This window comes from Parvibaculum sp. (assembly GCF_040882025.1).
In the GTDB taxonomy this organism is placed as follows: domain Bacteria; phylum Pseudomonadota; class Alphaproteobacteria; order Parvibaculales; family Parvibaculaceae; genus Parvibaculum.
Genome location: NZ_JBBECC010000191.1, coordinates 24614 through 41910, shown reverse-complemented (window position 1 = coordinate 41910; position 17297 = coordinate 24614). Strand labels below are relative to the sequence as shown.

General features: G+C 64.4%; 13 protein-coding genes and 1 other RNA gene. 11 read left to right on the top strand and 3 right to left on the bottom strand.

All coding sequences use genetic code 11. The features are described from left to right. Positions 1 to 364: 364 nt before the first annotated feature. On the bottom strand, positions 365 to 1345 hold the full coding sequence (locus WEB61_RS14640) for an NADPH:quinone oxidoreductase family protein (protein WP_368065079.1): 981 nt from the start codon (positions 1343 to 1345) through the stop codon (positions 365 to 367). A 65-nt stretch (positions 1346 to 1410) separates the two neighbouring features. After that, positions 1411 to 5034: a hydantoinase B/oxoprolinase family protein gene (locus WEB61_RS14635; RefSeq protein WP_368065078.1), complete on the bottom strand. Its 3624-nt coding sequence runs from the start codon at positions 5032 to 5034 to the stop codon at positions 1411 to 1413. A 142-nt stretch (positions 5035 to 5176) separates the two neighbouring features. Between WEB61_RS14635 and WEB61_RS14630 the strand changes: the two genes are divergently transcribed. From WEB61_RS14630 to WEB61_RS14620, 3 genes are all read left to right on the top strand, one after another. Beyond that, entirely contained in the window at positions 5177 to 5887 is a 711-nt protein-coding gene (locus tag WEB61_RS14630) for a TerB family tellurite resistance protein (protein ID WP_368065077.1), read from the top strand. A gap of 344 nt (positions 5888 to 6231) precedes the next feature. Further along, the gene (locus WEB61_RS14625) at positions 6232 to 7098 is read left to right on the top strand and encodes a DMT family transporter (RefSeq protein ID WP_368065076.1); all 867 of its coding nucleotides are present in this window, start codon (positions 6232 to 6234) and stop codon (positions 7096 to 7098) included. Next, positions 7098 to 7841 carry an N-acetylmuramoyl-L-alanine amidase gene (locus WEB61_RS14620; RefSeq protein WP_368065075.1) on the top strand — a complete coding sequence of 248 codons (744 nt, stop codon included), beginning with the start codon at positions 7098 to 7100 and terminating at the stop codon, positions 7839 to 7841. The genes WEB61_RS14625 and WEB61_RS14620 overlap by 1 nt, the downstream gene beginning before the upstream one ends. On the opposite strand, the gene WEB61_RS14615 is transcribed toward WEB61_RS14620, so the two are convergent. Next, the gene (locus WEB61_RS14615) at positions 7838 to 8800 is read right to left on the bottom strand and encodes a zinc-binding alcohol dehydrogenase family protein (protein WP_368065074.1); all 963 of its coding nucleotides are present in this window, start codon (positions 8798 to 8800) and stop codon (positions 7838 to 7840) included. The two genes, WEB61_RS14620 and WEB61_RS14615, sit on opposite strands and share 4 nt — an antisense overlap. Before the next feature lie 104 nt (positions 8801 to 8904). Here WEB61_RS14615 and rnpB point away from each other — a divergent pair. The 8 genes from rnpB (at position 8905) to mraY (ending at position 17295) form a co-directional block, all read left to right on the top strand. Continuing rightward, positions 8905 to 9280, top strand: an RNA gene (rnpB, locus tag WEB61_RS14610) — RNase P RNA component class A. A gap of 359 nt (positions 9281 to 9639) precedes the next feature. Next, positions 9640 to 10116, top strand: a complete 477-nt coding sequence (locus tag WEB61_RS14605) for a division/cell wall cluster transcriptional repressor MraZ (RefSeq protein WP_368065073.1) — start codon at positions 9640 to 9642, stop codon at positions 10114 to 10116. Then, positions 10113 to 11144: a 16S rRNA (cytosine(1402)-N(4))-methyltransferase RsmH gene (gene rsmH / locus WEB61_RS14600; RefSeq protein WP_368065072.1), complete on the top strand. Its 1032-nt coding sequence runs from the start codon at positions 10113 to 10115 to the stop codon at positions 11142 to 11144. The genes WEB61_RS14605 and rsmH overlap by 4 nt, the downstream gene beginning before the upstream one ends. Next, on the top strand, positions 11141 to 11515 hold the full coding sequence (locus WEB61_RS14595) for a hypothetical protein (protein WP_368065071.1): 375 nt from the start codon (positions 11141 to 11143) through the stop codon (positions 11513 to 11515). Before rsmH ends, WEB61_RS14595 begins: the two co-directional genes overlap by 4 nt. Beyond that, positions 11512 to 13269, top strand: coding sequence for a peptidoglycan D,D-transpeptidase FtsI family protein (locus WEB61_RS14590; protein WP_368065070.1), 1758 nt, complete (start codon positions 11512 to 11514; stop codon positions 13267 to 13269). The genes WEB61_RS14595 and WEB61_RS14590 overlap by 4 nt, the downstream gene beginning before the upstream one ends. 31 nt (positions 13270 to 13300) lie before the next feature. Then, positions 13301 to 14770: a UDP-N-acetylmuramoyl-L-alanyl-D-glutamate--2,6-diaminopimelate ligase gene (locus tag WEB61_RS14585; RefSeq protein ID WP_368065069.1), complete on the top strand. Its 1470-nt coding sequence runs from the start codon at positions 13301 to 13303 to the stop codon at positions 14768 to 14770. Beyond that, positions 14767 to 16203, top strand: a complete 1437-nt coding sequence (locus WEB61_RS14580) for a UDP-N-acetylmuramoylalanyl-D-glutamyl-2,6-diaminopimelate--D-alanyl-D-alanine ligase (RefSeq protein ID WP_368065068.1) — start codon at positions 14767 to 14769, stop codon at positions 16201 to 16203. The genes WEB61_RS14585 and WEB61_RS14580 overlap by 4 nt, the downstream gene beginning before the upstream one ends. Positions 16204 to 16206: 3 nt before the next feature. Beyond that, positions 16207 to 17295 carry a phospho-N-acetylmuramoyl-pentapeptide-transferase gene (gene mraY, locus WEB61_RS14575; protein WP_368065067.1) on the top strand — a complete coding sequence of 363 codons (1089 nt, stop codon included), beginning with the start codon at positions 16207 to 16209 and terminating at the stop codon, positions 17293 to 17295. Positions 17296 to 17297 lie beyond the last annotated feature (2 nt).

Genomic DNA, 17297 nt, shown 5'->3' with positions numbered 1-17297 from the left:
GGCGTTGTCGCCGTTGTCACTCTCGTCCTGTCGATGTCAGAGCAAACCCATCGCCACGGCGCCGACGAAGAAAAACGCAAGCCCGGTAGCGAGGTAACCGACTTTCGTTGCAATCATTTTCGGCCTCCACTCGTCGTGGGTGGAGGGAGACTTTCGGGCAAAATTCGGGCGGTTCGCAAGCAGTTTCGTGGCTGCGCTGCAGCATGGTTTTTTGCCCGTCTGAACTTTGACCTCCAAGCACTTGAATCCGCGTCAGGAATCCGATGTGGGCAAAAGTCCGGTTCCGCCACGATTCGGTCATTAATTGACCCCATTGCGGACCGTTCGCAAGGCCTGTGGACATTTGGCGGCCCGCGCTTGTGGTTCAGCCACCGAAACGGATCACCGGCTTGCCGACGCTTTTGCGGTCGAGCAGGTTCTGCAACACGGCCGGTGCGTCCGCGAGTGGAAAGCTCGCCATCGGCTCGGGATTAATTCGTCCGTCCACGACCCATTTTGTCAGCGTCTTCAGCAGCGGCATGTTGTCGGCAGGATTCGCACGTATATAACCGCCCCAATCGACACCGACGATGGCGCAGCGTTTCAGCAGTGCAAGGTTCAACGGGATTTTCGGGATCGTGCCGGCCGCGAATCCGACGACAAGGTGGCGGCCGCCGGGCGCAAGGCTGCGCAACGCCATCTCGGAGAAGTCGCCGCCCACGGGATCGTAGACCATGTCCACGTCGCGCCGGCCGGTCAGCGGTTCCAGTTCCTTGCGCCAGTTCGGATCTGTGTAGTCGATGGCGAAATCCGCGCCTCGCGCGATTGCCGCCGCGCGCTTTTCAGCCGTCGAGGCCGCGGCGACGACCGTTGCGCCCATCGCTTTCGCGACGTCGATTGCCGCCATGCCGACGCCGCCTGCCGCGCCCAGCACCAGCACGGTTTCGCCGGCACGCAGAGCGCCGCAGGTCTCGAAGCCGTAGAGAGCGGTGCAATAGGATACGATGAAGCCGGCCGCGGCCTCCACGCTCATGTTGGCGGGCACAGGAATGCAGCTTGCAGCAGGGAGCGCGATTTTTTCGGCGAGCGCGCCGCGCGGAGTGAGCGCCATCACACGCCTGCCCATCAGCGCGTCGGGCGCACCGGCGCCCAGCGCAACCACCTTGCCCGCGATCTCGCTGCCGGGGATGAAGGGGAGCGGCAGTTTCACCTGATAGGTACCGGCAACGAAGAGGGCGTCGACATAGCCGAGGCCTGCCGCCTCCGTTTCGATCACCACTTCGCCGTCGCCGGGCGCGGGTTCGTCCATTTCTTCGAGTGCCAGGTTGGACGGCGCGCCATAGGTGACGCAACGGATCGCACGCATTTGTTCTTCTCCCGCACAATTTTTCTGCCGCGCATCATGCGCGGTGCGAGAGGATATGCAACCGGTCAGATTTTTCCGAAGCCGCCGCCGCCCGGCGTCCTGACGATCACGGTATCGCCGGCCTCGAGCTCGGCCTGCGCGGCGCCGTCGAGCCGTTCCATTCCCCCATCGGCGCGGCGAATCCAGTTTTCGCCTTTCGCCGCATCCTCTCCCCCCATCAAGCCGAACGGCGCGACAACGCGCCGGGTCGAAAGGATCGACAGGCTCATTTTCTCACGGAAGCGGATCGCGCGCACGGTGCCGTCGCCGCCTTTGTGTTTTCCTTTGCCACCCGACCCACGGCGAATGCTGAATTCTTCCAGCAGTACGGGAAAGCGCCATTCGAGCACCTCCGGGTCAGTGAGGCGTGAATTCGTCATGTGCGTCTGCACGGCATCGGCGCCGTCGAAACCGGGTCCGGCGCCCGCGCCACCGGCAATCGTTTCGTAATATTGATGGCGGTCGTTGCCGAAGGTGAGGTTGTTCATGGTGCCCTGGGCGGAGGCCATTGCGCCGAAGGCGCCAAACAGCGCGTCCGTTACCGCCTGGCTCGTCTCGACATTGCCGCCGACGACGGCCGCCGGATAGCGGGGTGTGAGCATCGAGCCTTCGGGAATGACGATTTCGATCGGTTTCAGGCAGCCTTCATTCAATGGAATGTCGTCATCCACCATGCAGCGGAAAACATAGAGAACCGCCGCCCGGGCAACGGCGGATGGGGCATTGAGATTGGTGGCGAGTTCCGCACTCGTGCCGGTGAAGTCGATCCGGGCGGTGCGTGCTTCGCGGTCGACCGTCACTTTCACACGGATGACGGAGCCATCATCCATTTTCTGCTCGAAGCTTGCATCTTTCAGCCGCCCGATCACACGGCGCACATTCTCCTCGGCATTGTCCTGCACATGGGTCATGTAGGCCTCGACCACATCGAGGCCGAATTCGGCCACCATGCGGCGCAGCTCCTGCGTGCCCTTTTCGCAGGCCGCGATCTGGGCGCGAAGATCGGCGATGTTCTGCTCGGGATTGCGCGCCGGATATTTGCCGCCCGTCAGCAGTTTGCGCAGCTCCTCCTCGTGCAGGCGACCGCGCTCGACAATGCGGAAGTTGTCGATCAGCACGCCTTCCTCTTCCACATTGCGCGAATGGGCGGGCATGGAGCCCGGCGTGATGCCGCCGATATCGGCGTGATGGCCGCGCGCCGCGACATAGAAGAGCCGCGTCGTCCTCGTCTCGTCGTATACGGGCGCGACCACGGTCACATCCGGCAGATGCGTACCGCCATTGTAGGGTGCGTTCAGCACGAAGACATCGCCGGGGCCCATGCCGGGGTTCTGGTCGATGATCGCGCGGACGCTTGCGCCCATCGAGCCCAGATGAACCGGCATGTGCGGTGCGTTGGAAACGAGGCCGCCAGCGCGGTCGAAGACAGCGCAGGAAAAATCCAACCGCTCCTTGATATTGACCGATGAGGCGGTGTTCTGCAGCGCCGCGCCCATCTGCTCGGCGATCGACATGAAGCGGTTGTTGAAGATCTCGAGCATCACCGGATCGGCGCCGGTGCCGATGGCGGTGCGCGCGGGCAGGGCCTCGACGCGGCGCATGACGATGTGATCCTTCGCCGTCACCTCCGCGCGCCAGCCGGGTTCGACCACGATCGTCTGGTTCGGTTCAATGATGAGCGCCGGCCCCGCCATTTCGTGACCGGGGGCGAGATCCGCGCGGAGAAAGATATCGGTCTCGTGCCATTCGCCGCCGCTATGGATACGCCGCCTGTCGTACGGTTCGGGCGCCGTTGCCGCCGGCGCCGGGCTTTTCGTGTCGCGGTGAGGCGGGGTCGTGTCTTCCGCCGTCACTTCCACCGCCTCCACCACGACCGTCTTGCCCTCAAAGCTGAAGCCGAACTGGGCACGATGCGCGGTTTCGAAGCTTTCTATCGTTGCTTGTGGATCGCGCAAGGTGAAGTCGGTGGGCAATGTGGTGTCGCTGCCCTCGTAACGCAGATGCAGGACCGTCCGTATCCGGGCTTGCGCCTTTTCTATGCCTTGTGCGGCAAGCTCGGCCAGCGCGGCATCGGCGAGTTCGACGATTGCCGTGTCGAGTTCTGCCGACAATTCGCTATCGAAGCGGCGGATCACCGCGCGGACATGCGATGCGGCGATGCGGGCGAGGCCGATGCCATAGGCCGAGAGCAGCCCCGAAAAGGGATGAATATGTATGGCGGTCATGCCAAGCGCATCGGCGACGAGACAGGCATGCTGCCCGCCGGCGCCGCCGAAACAGGAAAGCGTGTAGGCCGTCACATCATGGCCGCGTTCGACGGATATTTTCTTGATGGCGTTGGCCATGTTCTCGACCGCGACGCGTAGAAAACCTTCCGCCACCTCTTCCGGTGTTCGTCCGCCGATGCGCGCCGCGAGTTCGGCGAAACCTGCATGCACGGTTTCGGCGTCCAGCGGCTCGCTTTGCGTCGGGCCGAAGACGGATGGGAAAAGGTCGGGCTGCAGCTTGCCCAGCATCACGTTGGCGTCGGTGACGGCAAGGGGGCCGCCGCGCCGGTAGCAGGCCGGGCCCGGGTTCGCTCCCGCTGAATCGGGACCGGCCTGGAATCGTCCATCTTCGTAATGCAGGATCGAGCCGCCACCTGCCGCCACCGTGTGGATACGCATCATCGGAACGCGCATGCGGACGCCGGCCACTTCGGTCTCGAGGCTTCGTTCATATTCACCGTCGAAATGCGAGACATCGGTCGAGGTGCCACCCATGTCGAAACCGATGATGCGGGAAAAGCCCGCTTCGGCTGCAGTCACCGCAGCGCCGACCACACCGCCGGCCGGACCTGAAAGGATCGCATCCTTGCCCTCGAAAAGGGCGGCATCCGTCAATGCGCCGGAAGATTGCATGAAGAAAAGCCGCGTTTCATCGTCATCAATGCCGATCTCGCGTGCCACGCCGTCGACATAGCGGCGCAGCAAGGGCGAGAGATAGGCGTCGACGACTGTCGTGTCGCCGCGCGAGACGAACTTGATCAGCGGGCTTGCCTTGTGGCTGACGGAAACCTGCGTGAAGCCGATTTCGCGGGCAATCGCCGCGGCCTCGTTCTCATGTGCCGGATAGCGGTAGCCATGCATGAAGCAGATCGCGACGGCGCGGATGCCGTCGTCACGGGCCGCCTGCAGTGCCGTCCGCGCCGCTACCTGGTCGAGAGGCGCTAGCACCTCGCCTTCGGCCGTCACGCGGCCTTCGACTTCCGCCACACGCTCGTAAAGGAGTTCGGGCTTTTCGATCTTCAGACGGAAGAGATGGGGCCGAGCCTGATAGCCGATGGCGAGCGCGTCGGCGAAGCCGCGCGTCGTCAGAAAGAGGGTGCGCTCGCCCTTGCGCTCGAGCAGCGCATTGGTCGCGACCGTCGTTCCCATCTTGACCGCGCCGATGCGGCCGGCCGGCAAAGCCGCGCCCGCCGCCACGCCCAGCAGGTCGCGAATGCCCTGCAGCGCCGCATCCTCATAGTGTTCCGGGTTCTCGGACAGCAGCTTCCTTGCAGTCAGGCTGCCGTCCGGCGCGCGGCCAATCACATCGGTGAAGGTGCCGCCCCGGTCGATCCAGAAATCCCACCGGGGATTTGTGTTTTCGGGCAGGGGGTCATGCGTCATGGCGGGCAAACTGCCACAGGCTCCGGCCGGGCGGAAACGGAAAGGCAAAGGGTCATTTTTGGGCGGCCGCCTCCGATTTCCGCAAGGTGTCGCTCGTATTTCGCAGATGCGAAGGCGATCGAAACATCCTAAGCTGGCGCCTATGTCGATTTGGGGAAAAATCGCGGGCGCCGGCGTCGGATTGGCTGTCGGTGGGCCTCTTGGTGCGCTCCTGGGCGCGGTCGCTGGACATATCGTCATCGACCGTGCACTCCAGGACAGCGAAGTCGTGTTCACGATCGCTCTCATTGCGCTGTCGGCCAAGATGGCCAAGGCCGATGGCGAAGTGAGCGATGCGGAAGTGCGCGCCTTCGAGGAGATTTTTCAGGTGCCGCCTGGGGAAGCGCGCAACGTGCAGCGCGTTTACCGGATCGCCCAGCAGGATGTCGCGGGCTTCGAGGCCTATGCGAGCCAGGTCGCGCGCATCTACGCCGACAAGCCCGCCGTTCTGGAAGACGTGCTCGACGCGCTGTTCCACATTGCCAAGGCGGACGGCTATGTCCATTCGCAGGAGCTTGAGTATCTGCGCACCGTCGCCGATATTTTCGGCTTTTCGGAGATCGAGTTCGCGCGTATCCGGGCGAGCCATCTCGGACACGAAAAGGGCGATCCCTATCTCGTGCTCGGCATCACGCCCGATATTTCCGACGACGACCTCAAGAAGGCCTATCGCCGCCTCGTGAAGGAAAACCACCCGGACATGCTGATCGCGCGCGGCGTGCCGAAGGAGCTCGTTACCATTGCCAACGAGAAGCTGTCGGCGATCAACGTCGCCTATGACAGGATTGTTCGGGCGCGGGGCATCGCGGCCTGAGCTGGAGATCGCTCGGAACATCGGTTCCGTGTTGCGAATCCGATCGGGTGAATGGCTGGCCTCTCCGCAAGTATAGTCAAAGTAAAGACAAGCCACCGAAATGGGGGTGCGTCCGCCAACCGGGCGGGGATAACTCGTTTCCAGGGGCCTGTAGGAGATAAATTAACCCGGGAAAGTGGGTCGGGAAAACACTCCAAAAAATTGCCGCCGTGCCGTATGTGACAGTTTTTTGACAGTTTGATGACAGAGGGGGTCTTACGGGCCCTATGCGCAGCCTTCGGGCTGCGCTAACAACGCCCGCGGGGCACCGGCCGGACGGGGCTTTCGGAAGATATGGATTCGCGATGACACCGCTCCATCTGGGCTTCATGGTCCTCATCAACTTCATCTGGGGCTTCGCGCTGATCGCGGCCAAGGTGTCGCTCGATCATTTTCCGCCGCTGCTTTTCGCGGCGCTGCGCTTCACGCTGATCGTGATGGTGCTGTTTCCGTTCCTGAAGATTCACGAAGGGCGGATGAAACAGGTCATCATCATCGCGTTGTGTGCCGGACCAGTCGGTTTTGGTTTGTTTTTTGTCGGCCTCTCGCTGTCCACGGCTTCCGTCGTTGCCGTCACCAGCCAGCTTGGCGTGCCCTTCGCGACGATCATGTCGATCGTCTTCTTGAAGGAGCAGGTGCATTGGCGTCGCTGGCTCGGCATCATCCTTTCCTTTGCCGGTGTCATGGTCATCAGCTTCGACCCGGCGGTCTTTACCTATATCGACGGTCTTCTGTTCGTCGTTGCCTCGGCGCTGGTCGGTTCGGTGGGTACGATTTATCAACGCCAAATCAGGAATGTCGGCGTTTTCGAAATGCAGGCCTGGGTGGCAGTCGCCGCGGCGCCGCTGATGATCGCCGCCTCGCTCGCGGTCGAGCAGGGGCAGATTGAGGCGCTTGTCGAGGCCAACCTCATGGAATGGGCCGGCGTCTTCTATGTCGCGTTCGCATCCAGCCTTGTTGGTCATGCGGGCATCTACTACCTGCTGCAGCGCTATGAGGTGACGCAAACCGCGCCGCTGACGCTGCTGGCGCCGGTCTTCACCGTGTTTTTTGCCGTCACCCTGCTTGGCGAAATGGTGACGGAGCGTATGCTTGTCGGCGCACTGGTCGCGCTGACCGGCGTTCTGATCGTGTCGATACGCCAGAAGCGGATTGTGGATACTGGGCCCTGATGACTTTCCCGTGCGACGAGCGGCCTTCGCCGAACTTCGACGAACGTCCCGAAGGACGCGCGGTTGATATCCTGCTGCTGCATTACACGGGCATGGCGAGTGCCGAAGCGGCGCTTGACCGGTTATGCGACAGGAACGCGAAAGTTTCGGCGCATTATTTCGTCGATGAGAGCGGGCGCGTCACGCGGATGGTGCCGGAACATTTGCGTGCCTGGCATGCGGGTGTCGGCTGCTGGGCCGGCGAGAGCGACATCAACGGTTGTTCGATCGGCATCGAGATCGCCAATGGCGGACACGATTTCGGTTCGCCGTCCTATCCGGATGTGCAAATGGCGGCGGTCGAGGCGCTATGTCTCGACGTCCTCTCGCGTCATCCGATTTCGTCAAGGCGCGTGCTTGCCCATTCGGATGTCGCGCCGGCGCGCAAGGCCGATCCCGGCGAGTGGTTCGACTGGGCGAGCCTGGCGCGCGCCGGGATCGGGCTCTGGGTTGCGCCGGAACCCCTTGTCGAAGGTCCATCGCTGTCGCTCGGCGACCGCGGCGACAATGTTGCCGAGCTTCAATTCTTGCTGGCGGACTATGGCTACGGGCTTGAAGTTCTGGGCCGCTACGATGAGGCAATGCAGGCCGTCGTCGCTGCCTTCCAGCGGCATTTCCGGCCGGAGAAGGTCGACGGGGTGGCGGATCTTTCGACCGTCGCCACCCTTCGCCGCCTTGTCGATGCCGCGAAGGTTGCGGCTTAGGGGATCAGCGTCACGCGGCCGAAGGCTTTGCGGCTTTCAATGTATTCATGCGCCGCCGCCGCGTCCTTCAACGCGAAAGACTTGTCCAGAACGACCTTGAGGTCGCCTCGGCCAATGTCGTCGATCAGCTTCTGAATGTTGTCGTGGACGCGGTCGGTGAAGATTTCGGCGCCGAGGAAAACGCCCGACAGCGACTGATTGCCCCCCATCATCGTCGAGACATCGACGCGCATGTCCTCGCGGCCGGCGCGGCCAACCATCGAGATGCGGCCGCGATAGCCGAGCGCAAGGATCGATTTCTGCAGGGTCGAGCCGCCGACGGGATCGACGACAAGGTTGACGCCCCTATTGTCGGTCAGGCGTTTCGCTTCGACGACGAGATCCTGCGTCCTGTAGTTGATGCCGTGATCCATGCCGTATTGCTTCAGGCCTTCGAGCCGCTCGTCGCTCGATGCCGTGGCAATCACTGTGGCACCAGCTTTCTTTGCGAGCTGGATGGCGGCGAGGCCGACCGCGCCGGCGCCGGCCTGCACGAGCACCGTCTCGCCGGCTTTCAGATGGCCGAATTCGAAAAGGCAATCATGCGCGGTGCCGAAGGGAACGGGAATGGCAGATGCCGTCTTGATGTCCATGCTGTCCGGGATCACCCATGCGGTGCGCGCGAACACGGAACGTAGTTCGGCATGGGAGCCGTGGACATTGACGGTCGTTACGCGCTGGCCGGGTTTGAGGTGAGTGACCTCTGCGCCGACCTCGACGATCGTTCCCGCCGCCTGGTAGCCGACGATGTGCGGCACCGTGGCAAGTTCGCCGCCTGCGCGGTTCAGCGTGTCGCCGCCCTCGATGCTGACCGCTTCGACCTTGATGACGATGCCTTGCGGCAGGCATTCGGGATCGGGAACGTCTTCGTATTTGAATACGCTCGGCGGACCGTTTTCGTAATAGACAGCGGCCTTCATTGCATTTCTCCCTGTTCGGATTGTCGTTGCAGGCAATGTCGGGATTGGCTGCGCGATCCGCAAGCGTCTTGACGCGGATGATTTTCAGGCCCATCTCATCCAGGTCAGATGGCCGGATGGCTGCTGCGCGAAAGCGCAGAGGAAAGTCCGGGCTCCACGGAGACACGGTGCCGGTTAATGGCCGGCGAGGGCGACCTCAGGGAAAGTGCCACAGAAAGCAGACCGCCTCATGCCTTCGGGCCGAGGTAAGGGTGAAAGGGTGCGGTAAGAGCGCACCGCGCGGCCGGTAACGGGCGCGGCACGGCAAACCCCACCGGGAGCAAGACCAAATAGGGGCGGCATTTCAGGCGCTTAGCTTGAGAAACCCGTTTCCGGGCCGCCGCCCGGGTTGGTTGCTTGAGGCGTCCGGCAACGGGCGTCCCAGATGAATGGCCATCGCCCGCAAGGGCACAGAACCCGGCTTACAGGCCATCTGACACCCCCTCTGTCAAAAAACTGTCATGAAACTGTCACAAAGCGGGCGCGGTGCCGCCGCGGCGCCATGCGCGAATGCGGCGTGTCGCGGGCTCCGATCCCGATGACTGAGGAGAACAAATGTTCTACTTGTGTTCTCAAGTTTTCGACAGTTTTAACGATCTGTTAAGACAGTTGAGACGGGTCAAAATGGGGCGGAAAACCGCGAAAATACTAGGCTTTCCCATTGACGACCATGAAATCCCATGTTATCCCATGATGTCCCGTATAAGGCCAAGCCGCGCCCGTAAAGCGTCCGCCTGTCCCGCGGGCACAAGTTCCCTCAGGCAGGAGGGAGCAGCCCGAGAGAGGGGAGATGTGGGCCGATGGAGTCGTTCCGGGGGCGTTTCACGAACAAGATCGATGCGAAGGGGCGCGTATCCGTGCCCGCGAAGTTTCGCGCCGTGACGGTCGCCCAGGGCTTCAACGGGATCATCTGCTTTCCGCCGCTGAACGAGGGCCGTTTCATCGAGGGCTGCGGGCCGGCGTTTTCAAATCAGATCGACCAGATGCTGGCGCGGCTCGATCCGTTCTCGACCGAGCGCGACATGCTGGCCTCGGTGCTGCTCGGCGAAAGCGCCGAACTGATGTTCGATGCCGACGGCCGCGTGATCCTGCCGGAGGGTCTGCGCGAGATGGCCGGCATCGCCGACGAGGCGACTTTCGTGGGCGCCGGTGAACGGTTCCAGATCTGGGAGCCGAAGGCTTACGAGGTCTTCGCCGTCGAAGCGAAGAAGCAAGTGCCGGGCTTCCGCGCCATGCTCAAGGCGCAGCCTCCCACAACGGACGGAGGCGGCAGATGAGCGACGGCGGCCGGAGCAACGCCCCTCATATTCCGGTGATGCTCGCCGATGTCCTCGATGTCCTTCGGCCGCGCGATGGCGGGATTTATGTCGACGGCACATTCGGCGCGGGCGGCTATACGCGGGGCATCCTCGGTGCGGCCGATTGCGCCGTGCTGGCGATCGACCGCGATCCGAGCGCGATCCTCAGGGGCCGGGCACTGGAATCGGAATTCGCCGGGCGGCTGACGCTGATCGAAGGCTGCTTCGGCGACATGGTGCGGCTGGTGCGGGCGCTTGGCCACGCGACGGTCGATGGCGTCGTGCTCGATCTCGGCGTTTCCTCGATGCAGCTCGACGAGGCCGAACGCGGCTTCTCGTTCCAGCAGGACGGACCGCTCGACATGCGGATGGGCGGCGAGGGGCCGTCCGCCGCCGATGTCGTCAACACGTTCGACGAGGGCGATCTTGCCCGCATCATCGCCGTCTATGGCGAGGAGAAGCGCGCGCGGGCCGTTGCCAAGGCGATCGTCGCGGCGCGGGCGCAGGCCGAATTCAAGCGGACTCTGGAGCTTGCGGAGACGGTTGCGCGGGTCATCGGGCGCCGCCCGCAGGACCGCATCCATCCGGCGACACGGACTTTCCAGGCACTGCGGATTTTCGTCAATGACGAGCTCGGCGAACTGGCGCGCGGCCTTGCCGGCGCCGAGGAGCTGCTTCATGAGGGCGGCCGTCTTGCCGCCGTCACGTTCCATTCGCTCGAAGACCGCGCCGTCAAACGCTTCCTGACTGCGCGGACGGGGCGAGCGGGACGCGCCAACCGGCACATGCCCGAGCGCGACGAAGCGGCGCCGTCGTTCCACGAAATCGAACACAAGGCGCGCAAGGCGCCGGACGCCGAAATCGAAATCAACCCCCGCGCGCGCTCGGCGAAGCTGCGGGCGGCCGAGCGGACGAGCGCGCCTGCGCTGCCGCTTGACGTCGCCGCGCTCGGTCTGCGCGCGGTTCCCTCGCTCGACCGGCTTTCGCCGACAGGAGGGCGGGCATGATCCGGTTCATCAACCTGCTGCTCGTCGTCGCCGTGATCGCCTTGTCGGTCGGCCTTTACGACATCAAGTACCGCGCCGAGAGCGCCGACCGTGCCGCCGGGCGGCTCGAGGCACAGATTGCCGCCGAGCAGGACGCCATTCGCGTGCTGCGCGCCGAGTGGAGCTATCTCAACCAACCGGAACGGCTGCAGGAGCTTGCCGCGCGCTACACCGAATTGCAGCCGCTGACGGCGAGCCAGATTGGCGAGTTCGAGGACGTGCCGATGCCGCATATGGCGGATGAATTTTACGCGCCGTCGGGGCGGCAGCCGCTTGGCGGTTATGCCGGCACCAGGCCCGAAGGTATCAGCGGCGGGAGGTCGGTCCAATGATCGGACGCCGCACCCCTTCGCAGACACGCTTTCTCCTTCCAGGTTGCGATGCCATCGCCAAGCCGCGCCAGGCCACGCGCTCAGGCGCGGGCCGCGGCCGCACGCCGTCGGAGCGCCGCATCACGCTCGCCATTGCGGTGTTTGCCGCCTGCTTCGCGCTGGTGGGCGCGCGGCTTGTCGGGCTTGCGATCATCGGCGGCGACGGCAGTTCGCGCGTTGCCGCGATCGACAGCGCGGCGCCGATCCAGCGGCCCGACATTGTCGACCGCAATGGCCAAGTGATGGCAACCGATATCGGCACGGCCTCGCTCTATGCCGACAGCCGCAGCATCATCGATCCCGCCGAAACGGCGCGGCAGCTCGCGACCGTGCTGCCCGATCTCGATGTCGCGGACATGACGGCGAAGTTTGCGTCCGGCCGCGCCTTCATGTGGGTCGAGCGCGATCTTGCGCCGCGCCAGCAATATGCCGTGCATTACCTCGGATTGCCGGGTCTCGATTTCCGCAACGAGCGCAAGCGCGTCTACCCGAACGGCAAGACCGGCGCCAGCGTGCTCGGCATGGTCGATATCGACAATAACGGGACCGCCGGCATCGAGCGCTACATGGACCGCGTGCTTGCCCGCCAGGACGAGTTCGGTGCGCCGCGCTTCGATCGCAACCGGACGGTGATGCTGTCGATCGATCTCAAGGCGCAACACGCACTTACGGACGAGCTCGAAAAGGGGATGGCAGAGTTCAAGGCGATGGCCGCCGTCGGCATCATCATGGATGTGCATACCGGCGAAGTCGTCGCCATGACCTCGCTGCCCGACTACGACCCCAACGATCCGATGGCCGCGCCCGAAACGGCGCGGTTCAATCGCGCAACGCTCGGCGTTTACGAGATGGGGTCGGTCTTCAAGGCGGTGACGCTGGCGGCCGCGCTGGACAGCGGCAAGGTCGGGCTCGACGGGCATTTCGATGCGAGCCAGCCGATGCAGGTGGCGCGCTTCAAGATTCACGATTTCCACGCCCAGAACCGCTGGCTGAGCGTGCCGGAAGTCTTCGTTCATTCCTCCAATATCGGTACGGCCAAGATCGCCTTGCAACTTGGCGGCGACGTGCACCGCGAGTATCTGCGCCGCTTCGGCATGCTGACACAGCCGCAGATCGAACTGCCGGAAGCCGGTTCGCCGCTGACGCCGGCGCCCTGGACCGAATTGTCGACCATCACGACATCCTATGGCCACGGCATCGCCGTGACGCCGCTCCAGGTCGTCAGCGCGGTGGCGACCATCGTCAATGGCGGCTTCAAGGTCGAACCGACCTTCCTGCGCCGCAACGAGGCGCAGCTTGGCGCGCGCGTGATCTCGACCGAGGTCAGCCAGACGATGCGCGGGTTGCTGCGGATGGTGGTTGCGGAAGGCACGGGGCGGAAGGCCGATGTGCCCGGTTATCCGGTGATGGGCAAGACCGGGACGGCCGAAAAGGCCGAGAACGGCGGTTATGCGCGCAACAAGCTCATCACGTCGTTCATCAGCGCCTTTCCGGCCAACGATCCTCGTTACGCCATGATCGTGATGTTCGATGAACCGAAAGTGACCAAGGACACCTTCGGCTATGCGACGGCCGGCTGGAACGCAGCGCCGGTGACGGCGCGCGTCGTGGCGCGGGTGGCGCCGTTGCTCGGGCTTCGCCCGGCGACCAAGCCGCAGGAACTGGAGATGTTGCGTGAAGCCAAGCTTGTATCTTTCGAGGCGGGCGGGCAGTGACGACGAGCGTATGCGTTTACGGCGAACGGGAATGATGGGAGATATGCAGCTTGCGGCGTTGATGGGGTCCGACCTCCCGCCGCTCCCTGAAGGGGGAGCCACGGAGATACTCGGCCTGACGGCGGACAGCCGCGCGGTCAGGCCCGGATTTCTTTTCGCGGCGCTGCCCGGCACCAAACTCGACGGCAGCCGCTTCATTCCGCAAGCGCTGGAACTGGGCGCGGCGGCTTTGCTGGTGCCGCAAGGCGCCAAGGTCGAGGCCCGCATTCCGGTGATCGCGGTGCGCAATCCCCGCCGGCGCCTCGCGCTTATGGCGGCGCGGTTTTTCGGCAAGCAGCCCGGGACCGTCGCGGCGGTGACAGGGACCAACGGCAAGACGTCGGTTGCAACTTTCGTACGGCAAATCTGGGCGATGCTCGGTCTGGAAGCGGCAAGTCTCGGCACGCTCGGCGTCGAGCGGACCAGGGACACACGGCCGCTTGGCTTCACGACGCCCGATCCGGTGGCGCTCCAGGCCGAACTCGCGGCGCTGGCCGATGAAGGTGTGACGCATCTCGCGATGGAGGCGTCGAGCCACGGGCTCGCGCAATACCGGCTCGACGGGGTGAAGCTCGCCGCCGCCGGTTTCACCAATATCACGCGCGACCATATGGATTATCACACGAGCTTCGACGACTATCTTTATGCGAAGCTGCGCCTGTTCGGCGAGGTGATGGGGCCGGGTGGCGTCGCAGTCGTCAATGCCGACAGCGCGCAAGCCGCGGAGCTCGAAGCGCTGTGCTGGGCGCGCGGACACCGGATCATTTCGGTCGGGCGCAAGGGACGCGGCATCTGTCTCGTCGCGGCGCGGCCGACGGCGCGGGGCCAGACGCTGGAACTGGTGCATGACGGCGCCAACTATGAAGTGCAATTGCCGCTTGTGGGGGCCTTCCAGGCATCGAACGCGCTGGTGGCCGCCGGTCTCGTCATCGGTTGCGGGGGCAAGGCGGCGCAGGTCTTCAAGGCGCTCGAAAATCTCACCGGCGCGCGCGGCCGCATGGAAGAGGCTGTACATCTGCCGTCGGGCGCGGCCGTCTATATCGATTATGCCCATACGCCCGATGCGCTGGAAAACGTGATCGAGGCGATGCGGCCGCATGCGGCAGGCAGGCTCGCCGTCGTTTTCGGATGCGGCGGCGACCGCGATGCCGGCAAGCGCCCGCAGATGGGCGAGATCGCGGCGCGGCTAGCCGACCGGGTTTACGTCACCGACGACAATCCGCGCAGCGAGGACGCGAGCGCCATTCGCGCGGCGATCCTGAAGGGGTGCCCCGGCGCCACCGAAATCGGCGACCGGGCCCAGGCCATCGAAACGGCGATGCGGGCGCTCGAAGCCGGGGATGTGCTCGTCGTGGCCGGCAAGGGACACGAAACGGGCCAGATCGTCGGCGACAAGGTCATCCCGTTTTCGGATCACGACGCCATTGCGGCGGCGGCGCGGAAGATCGGCGGTGGCGCATGACAACGCCGTTGTGGACACAAGCCGATGCGATCGCGGCGACCGGCGGCAAGGCCGAAGGCGCAAGCTGGGCCGCCACGGGCGTTTCGATCGACAGCCGGACGCTGCAGGCGGGCGATCTCTTCGTCGCCATTGCGGGCGAAAATTCGGACGGACACGCTTTCGTCGAAGGCGCGTTCGCCATGGGTGCGGCGGCGGCGATCGTGTCGAAGCCGACAGACAAGATGCGTGCGGCGGGGCCGCTCGTCGTCGTTGCCGATACGCTGACCGCGCTCAATGCGCTGGGACGCGCGGCACGGCGGCGGGCGCGTGCCGGCATCGTCGCGGTGACCGGCAGCGTCGGCAAGACCGGCACCAAGGAAGCATTGCGCTTCGTGCTGTCCGAGCAGGGACCGACGCATGCCTCGGCGGCCTCCTACAACAATCTCTGGGGCGTGCCGCTGTCGCTGGCGCGGATGCCGGCCGATACGCGGTTCGGCATTTTCGAAGTGGGGATGAACCATCCGGGCGAGATCACACCCCTGTCGAAGCTCGTCGAGCCTTTCGTCGCGCTGATCACCACGGTCGAGGCCGTGCACATGGCCTTCTTCAATTCCATGGAAGAGATCGCTGACGCCAAGGCCGAGATTTTCGACGGGCTGCAAGAGGGTGGCGTCGCGATCCTCAATCGCGACAATCCGCACTATGCGCGGTTGCGCGCCCGGGCCGAGACGCGCGTCGCGGCGCGGATCATTTCCTTCGGCGAACACGCCGAGGCGGATGCGCGGCTCGACAAGATTGCCCTGAAGGAAGATTGCTCCTGCGTCTCGGCGACGATCTGCGGCCAGAAGGTGACCTACAAGCTCGCCGTGCCGGGGCGCCATATCGCGATGAACAGCCTTGCGGTGCTGGCCTGCGTCAAGGCGCTCGACGCCGACCTCGCGCTGGCGGCGCTCGCCATGGCGCATCTCAAGGCGCCAAAGGGACGCGGCGAACGGCATGTCGTCACGGCGCCGCTCGGCGACTTCACGGTGATCGACGAAAGCTACAACGCCAATCCGGCCTCGATGCGTGCCGCGCTTGCGGCGCTTGGCCAGGCCAGTCCGGCGGGAAGCGGCCGGCGTATCGCCGTGATGGGCGACATGCTGGAGCTTGGCGACACATCGACCGCGATGCATCGCGCGCTCACCGCCGATGTCGAGGCGGCCGGGATCGGCCTTGTTTTCGCCTGCGGGCCGCATATGCGCGAAATGTTCAAGGCGCTGCCGGCAACGATGCAGGGCGGCTATGCCGAGACGTCCGATGCGCTTGCGCCGTTGCTGCGTGATGCGATCCGTCCCGGCGATGTCGCGATGGTGAAAGGTTCTCTCGGTTCGCGGATGGGGCCGCTGGTCGAGATGCTCAAGGGGATGGGCGACGACGACGGCGCCAGCCTCCGGCGCAACAGGGGGGGATAGGGGATGCTGTACGATTTTCTGGGAAGCATGGGCGGCGAATATCCGGCGCTCAATGTGTTCCGCTACATCACGTTCCGAACGGGCGGGGCAACGCTGACGGCGCTGCTGATCAGTTTCCTGTTCGGGCCGCGCATCATCGCGCTCTTGAAGTCGCGGCAGCGGCGCGGCCAGCCGATCCGCGAGGACGGGCCGCAGACGCATATCGTGCAGAAACAGGGCACGCCGACCATGGGCGGGTTTCTCATTCTCGTCGGGCTGGTGCCGGCGGTGCTGCTCTGGGCCGATCTCTCGAACAAATATGTGTGGATCGTGCTTCTGGTGACGCTCGGTTTCGGCGCGGTGGGCTTTGCCGACGACTATCTCAAGGTGTCGAAGATTTCGCCGAAGGGCGTGCCGGGACGGGTGAAGCTCTTTTTCGAATTCATCATCGCGATCGCGGCCATATGGGCGCTGGTGCTGGTCGCCAACGAACCGCTGCAAACGGCGCTGACGGTGCCCTTCTTCAAGGGCGTACTGCTGCAGCTTGGCGGCTTCTTCTTCGTGTTCGGCGCGATCGTGATCGTGGGGTCGTCGAACGCCGTCAATCTGACCGACGGGCTTGACGGGCTTGCCATCGTGCCGGTGATGATCGCGGCGGCGAGCCTCGGGCTCATCGTCTATCTCGTCGGCAACGCGGTCTTTGCCGACTATCTGCAGGTGCATTTCGTGCCGGGCACAGGCGAACTCGCTATTATTTGCGGGGCGCTGATCGGCGCGGGGCTCGGCTTCCTCTGGTACAACGCGCCGCCGGCCATGGTGTTCATGGGCGACACAGGCTCGCTGGCGCTTGGTGCGACGCTCGGCACGGTGGCTGTGGCCGCCAAGCACGAGCTGGTGCTCGCCATCATCGGCGGACTTTTCGTGCTCGAGGCGGTGTCGGTCATCGTGCAGGTCGTCTCGTTCAAGCTGACCGGCAAGCGTGTTTTCCGCATGGCGCCGCTGCATCATCACTTCGAACAGAAGGGCTGGGCGGAACCGACCATCGTCGTCCGTTTCTGGATCATCTCGGTCGTGCTCGCCATGGCCGGTCTCGCAACCTTGAAGCTGAGGTGACG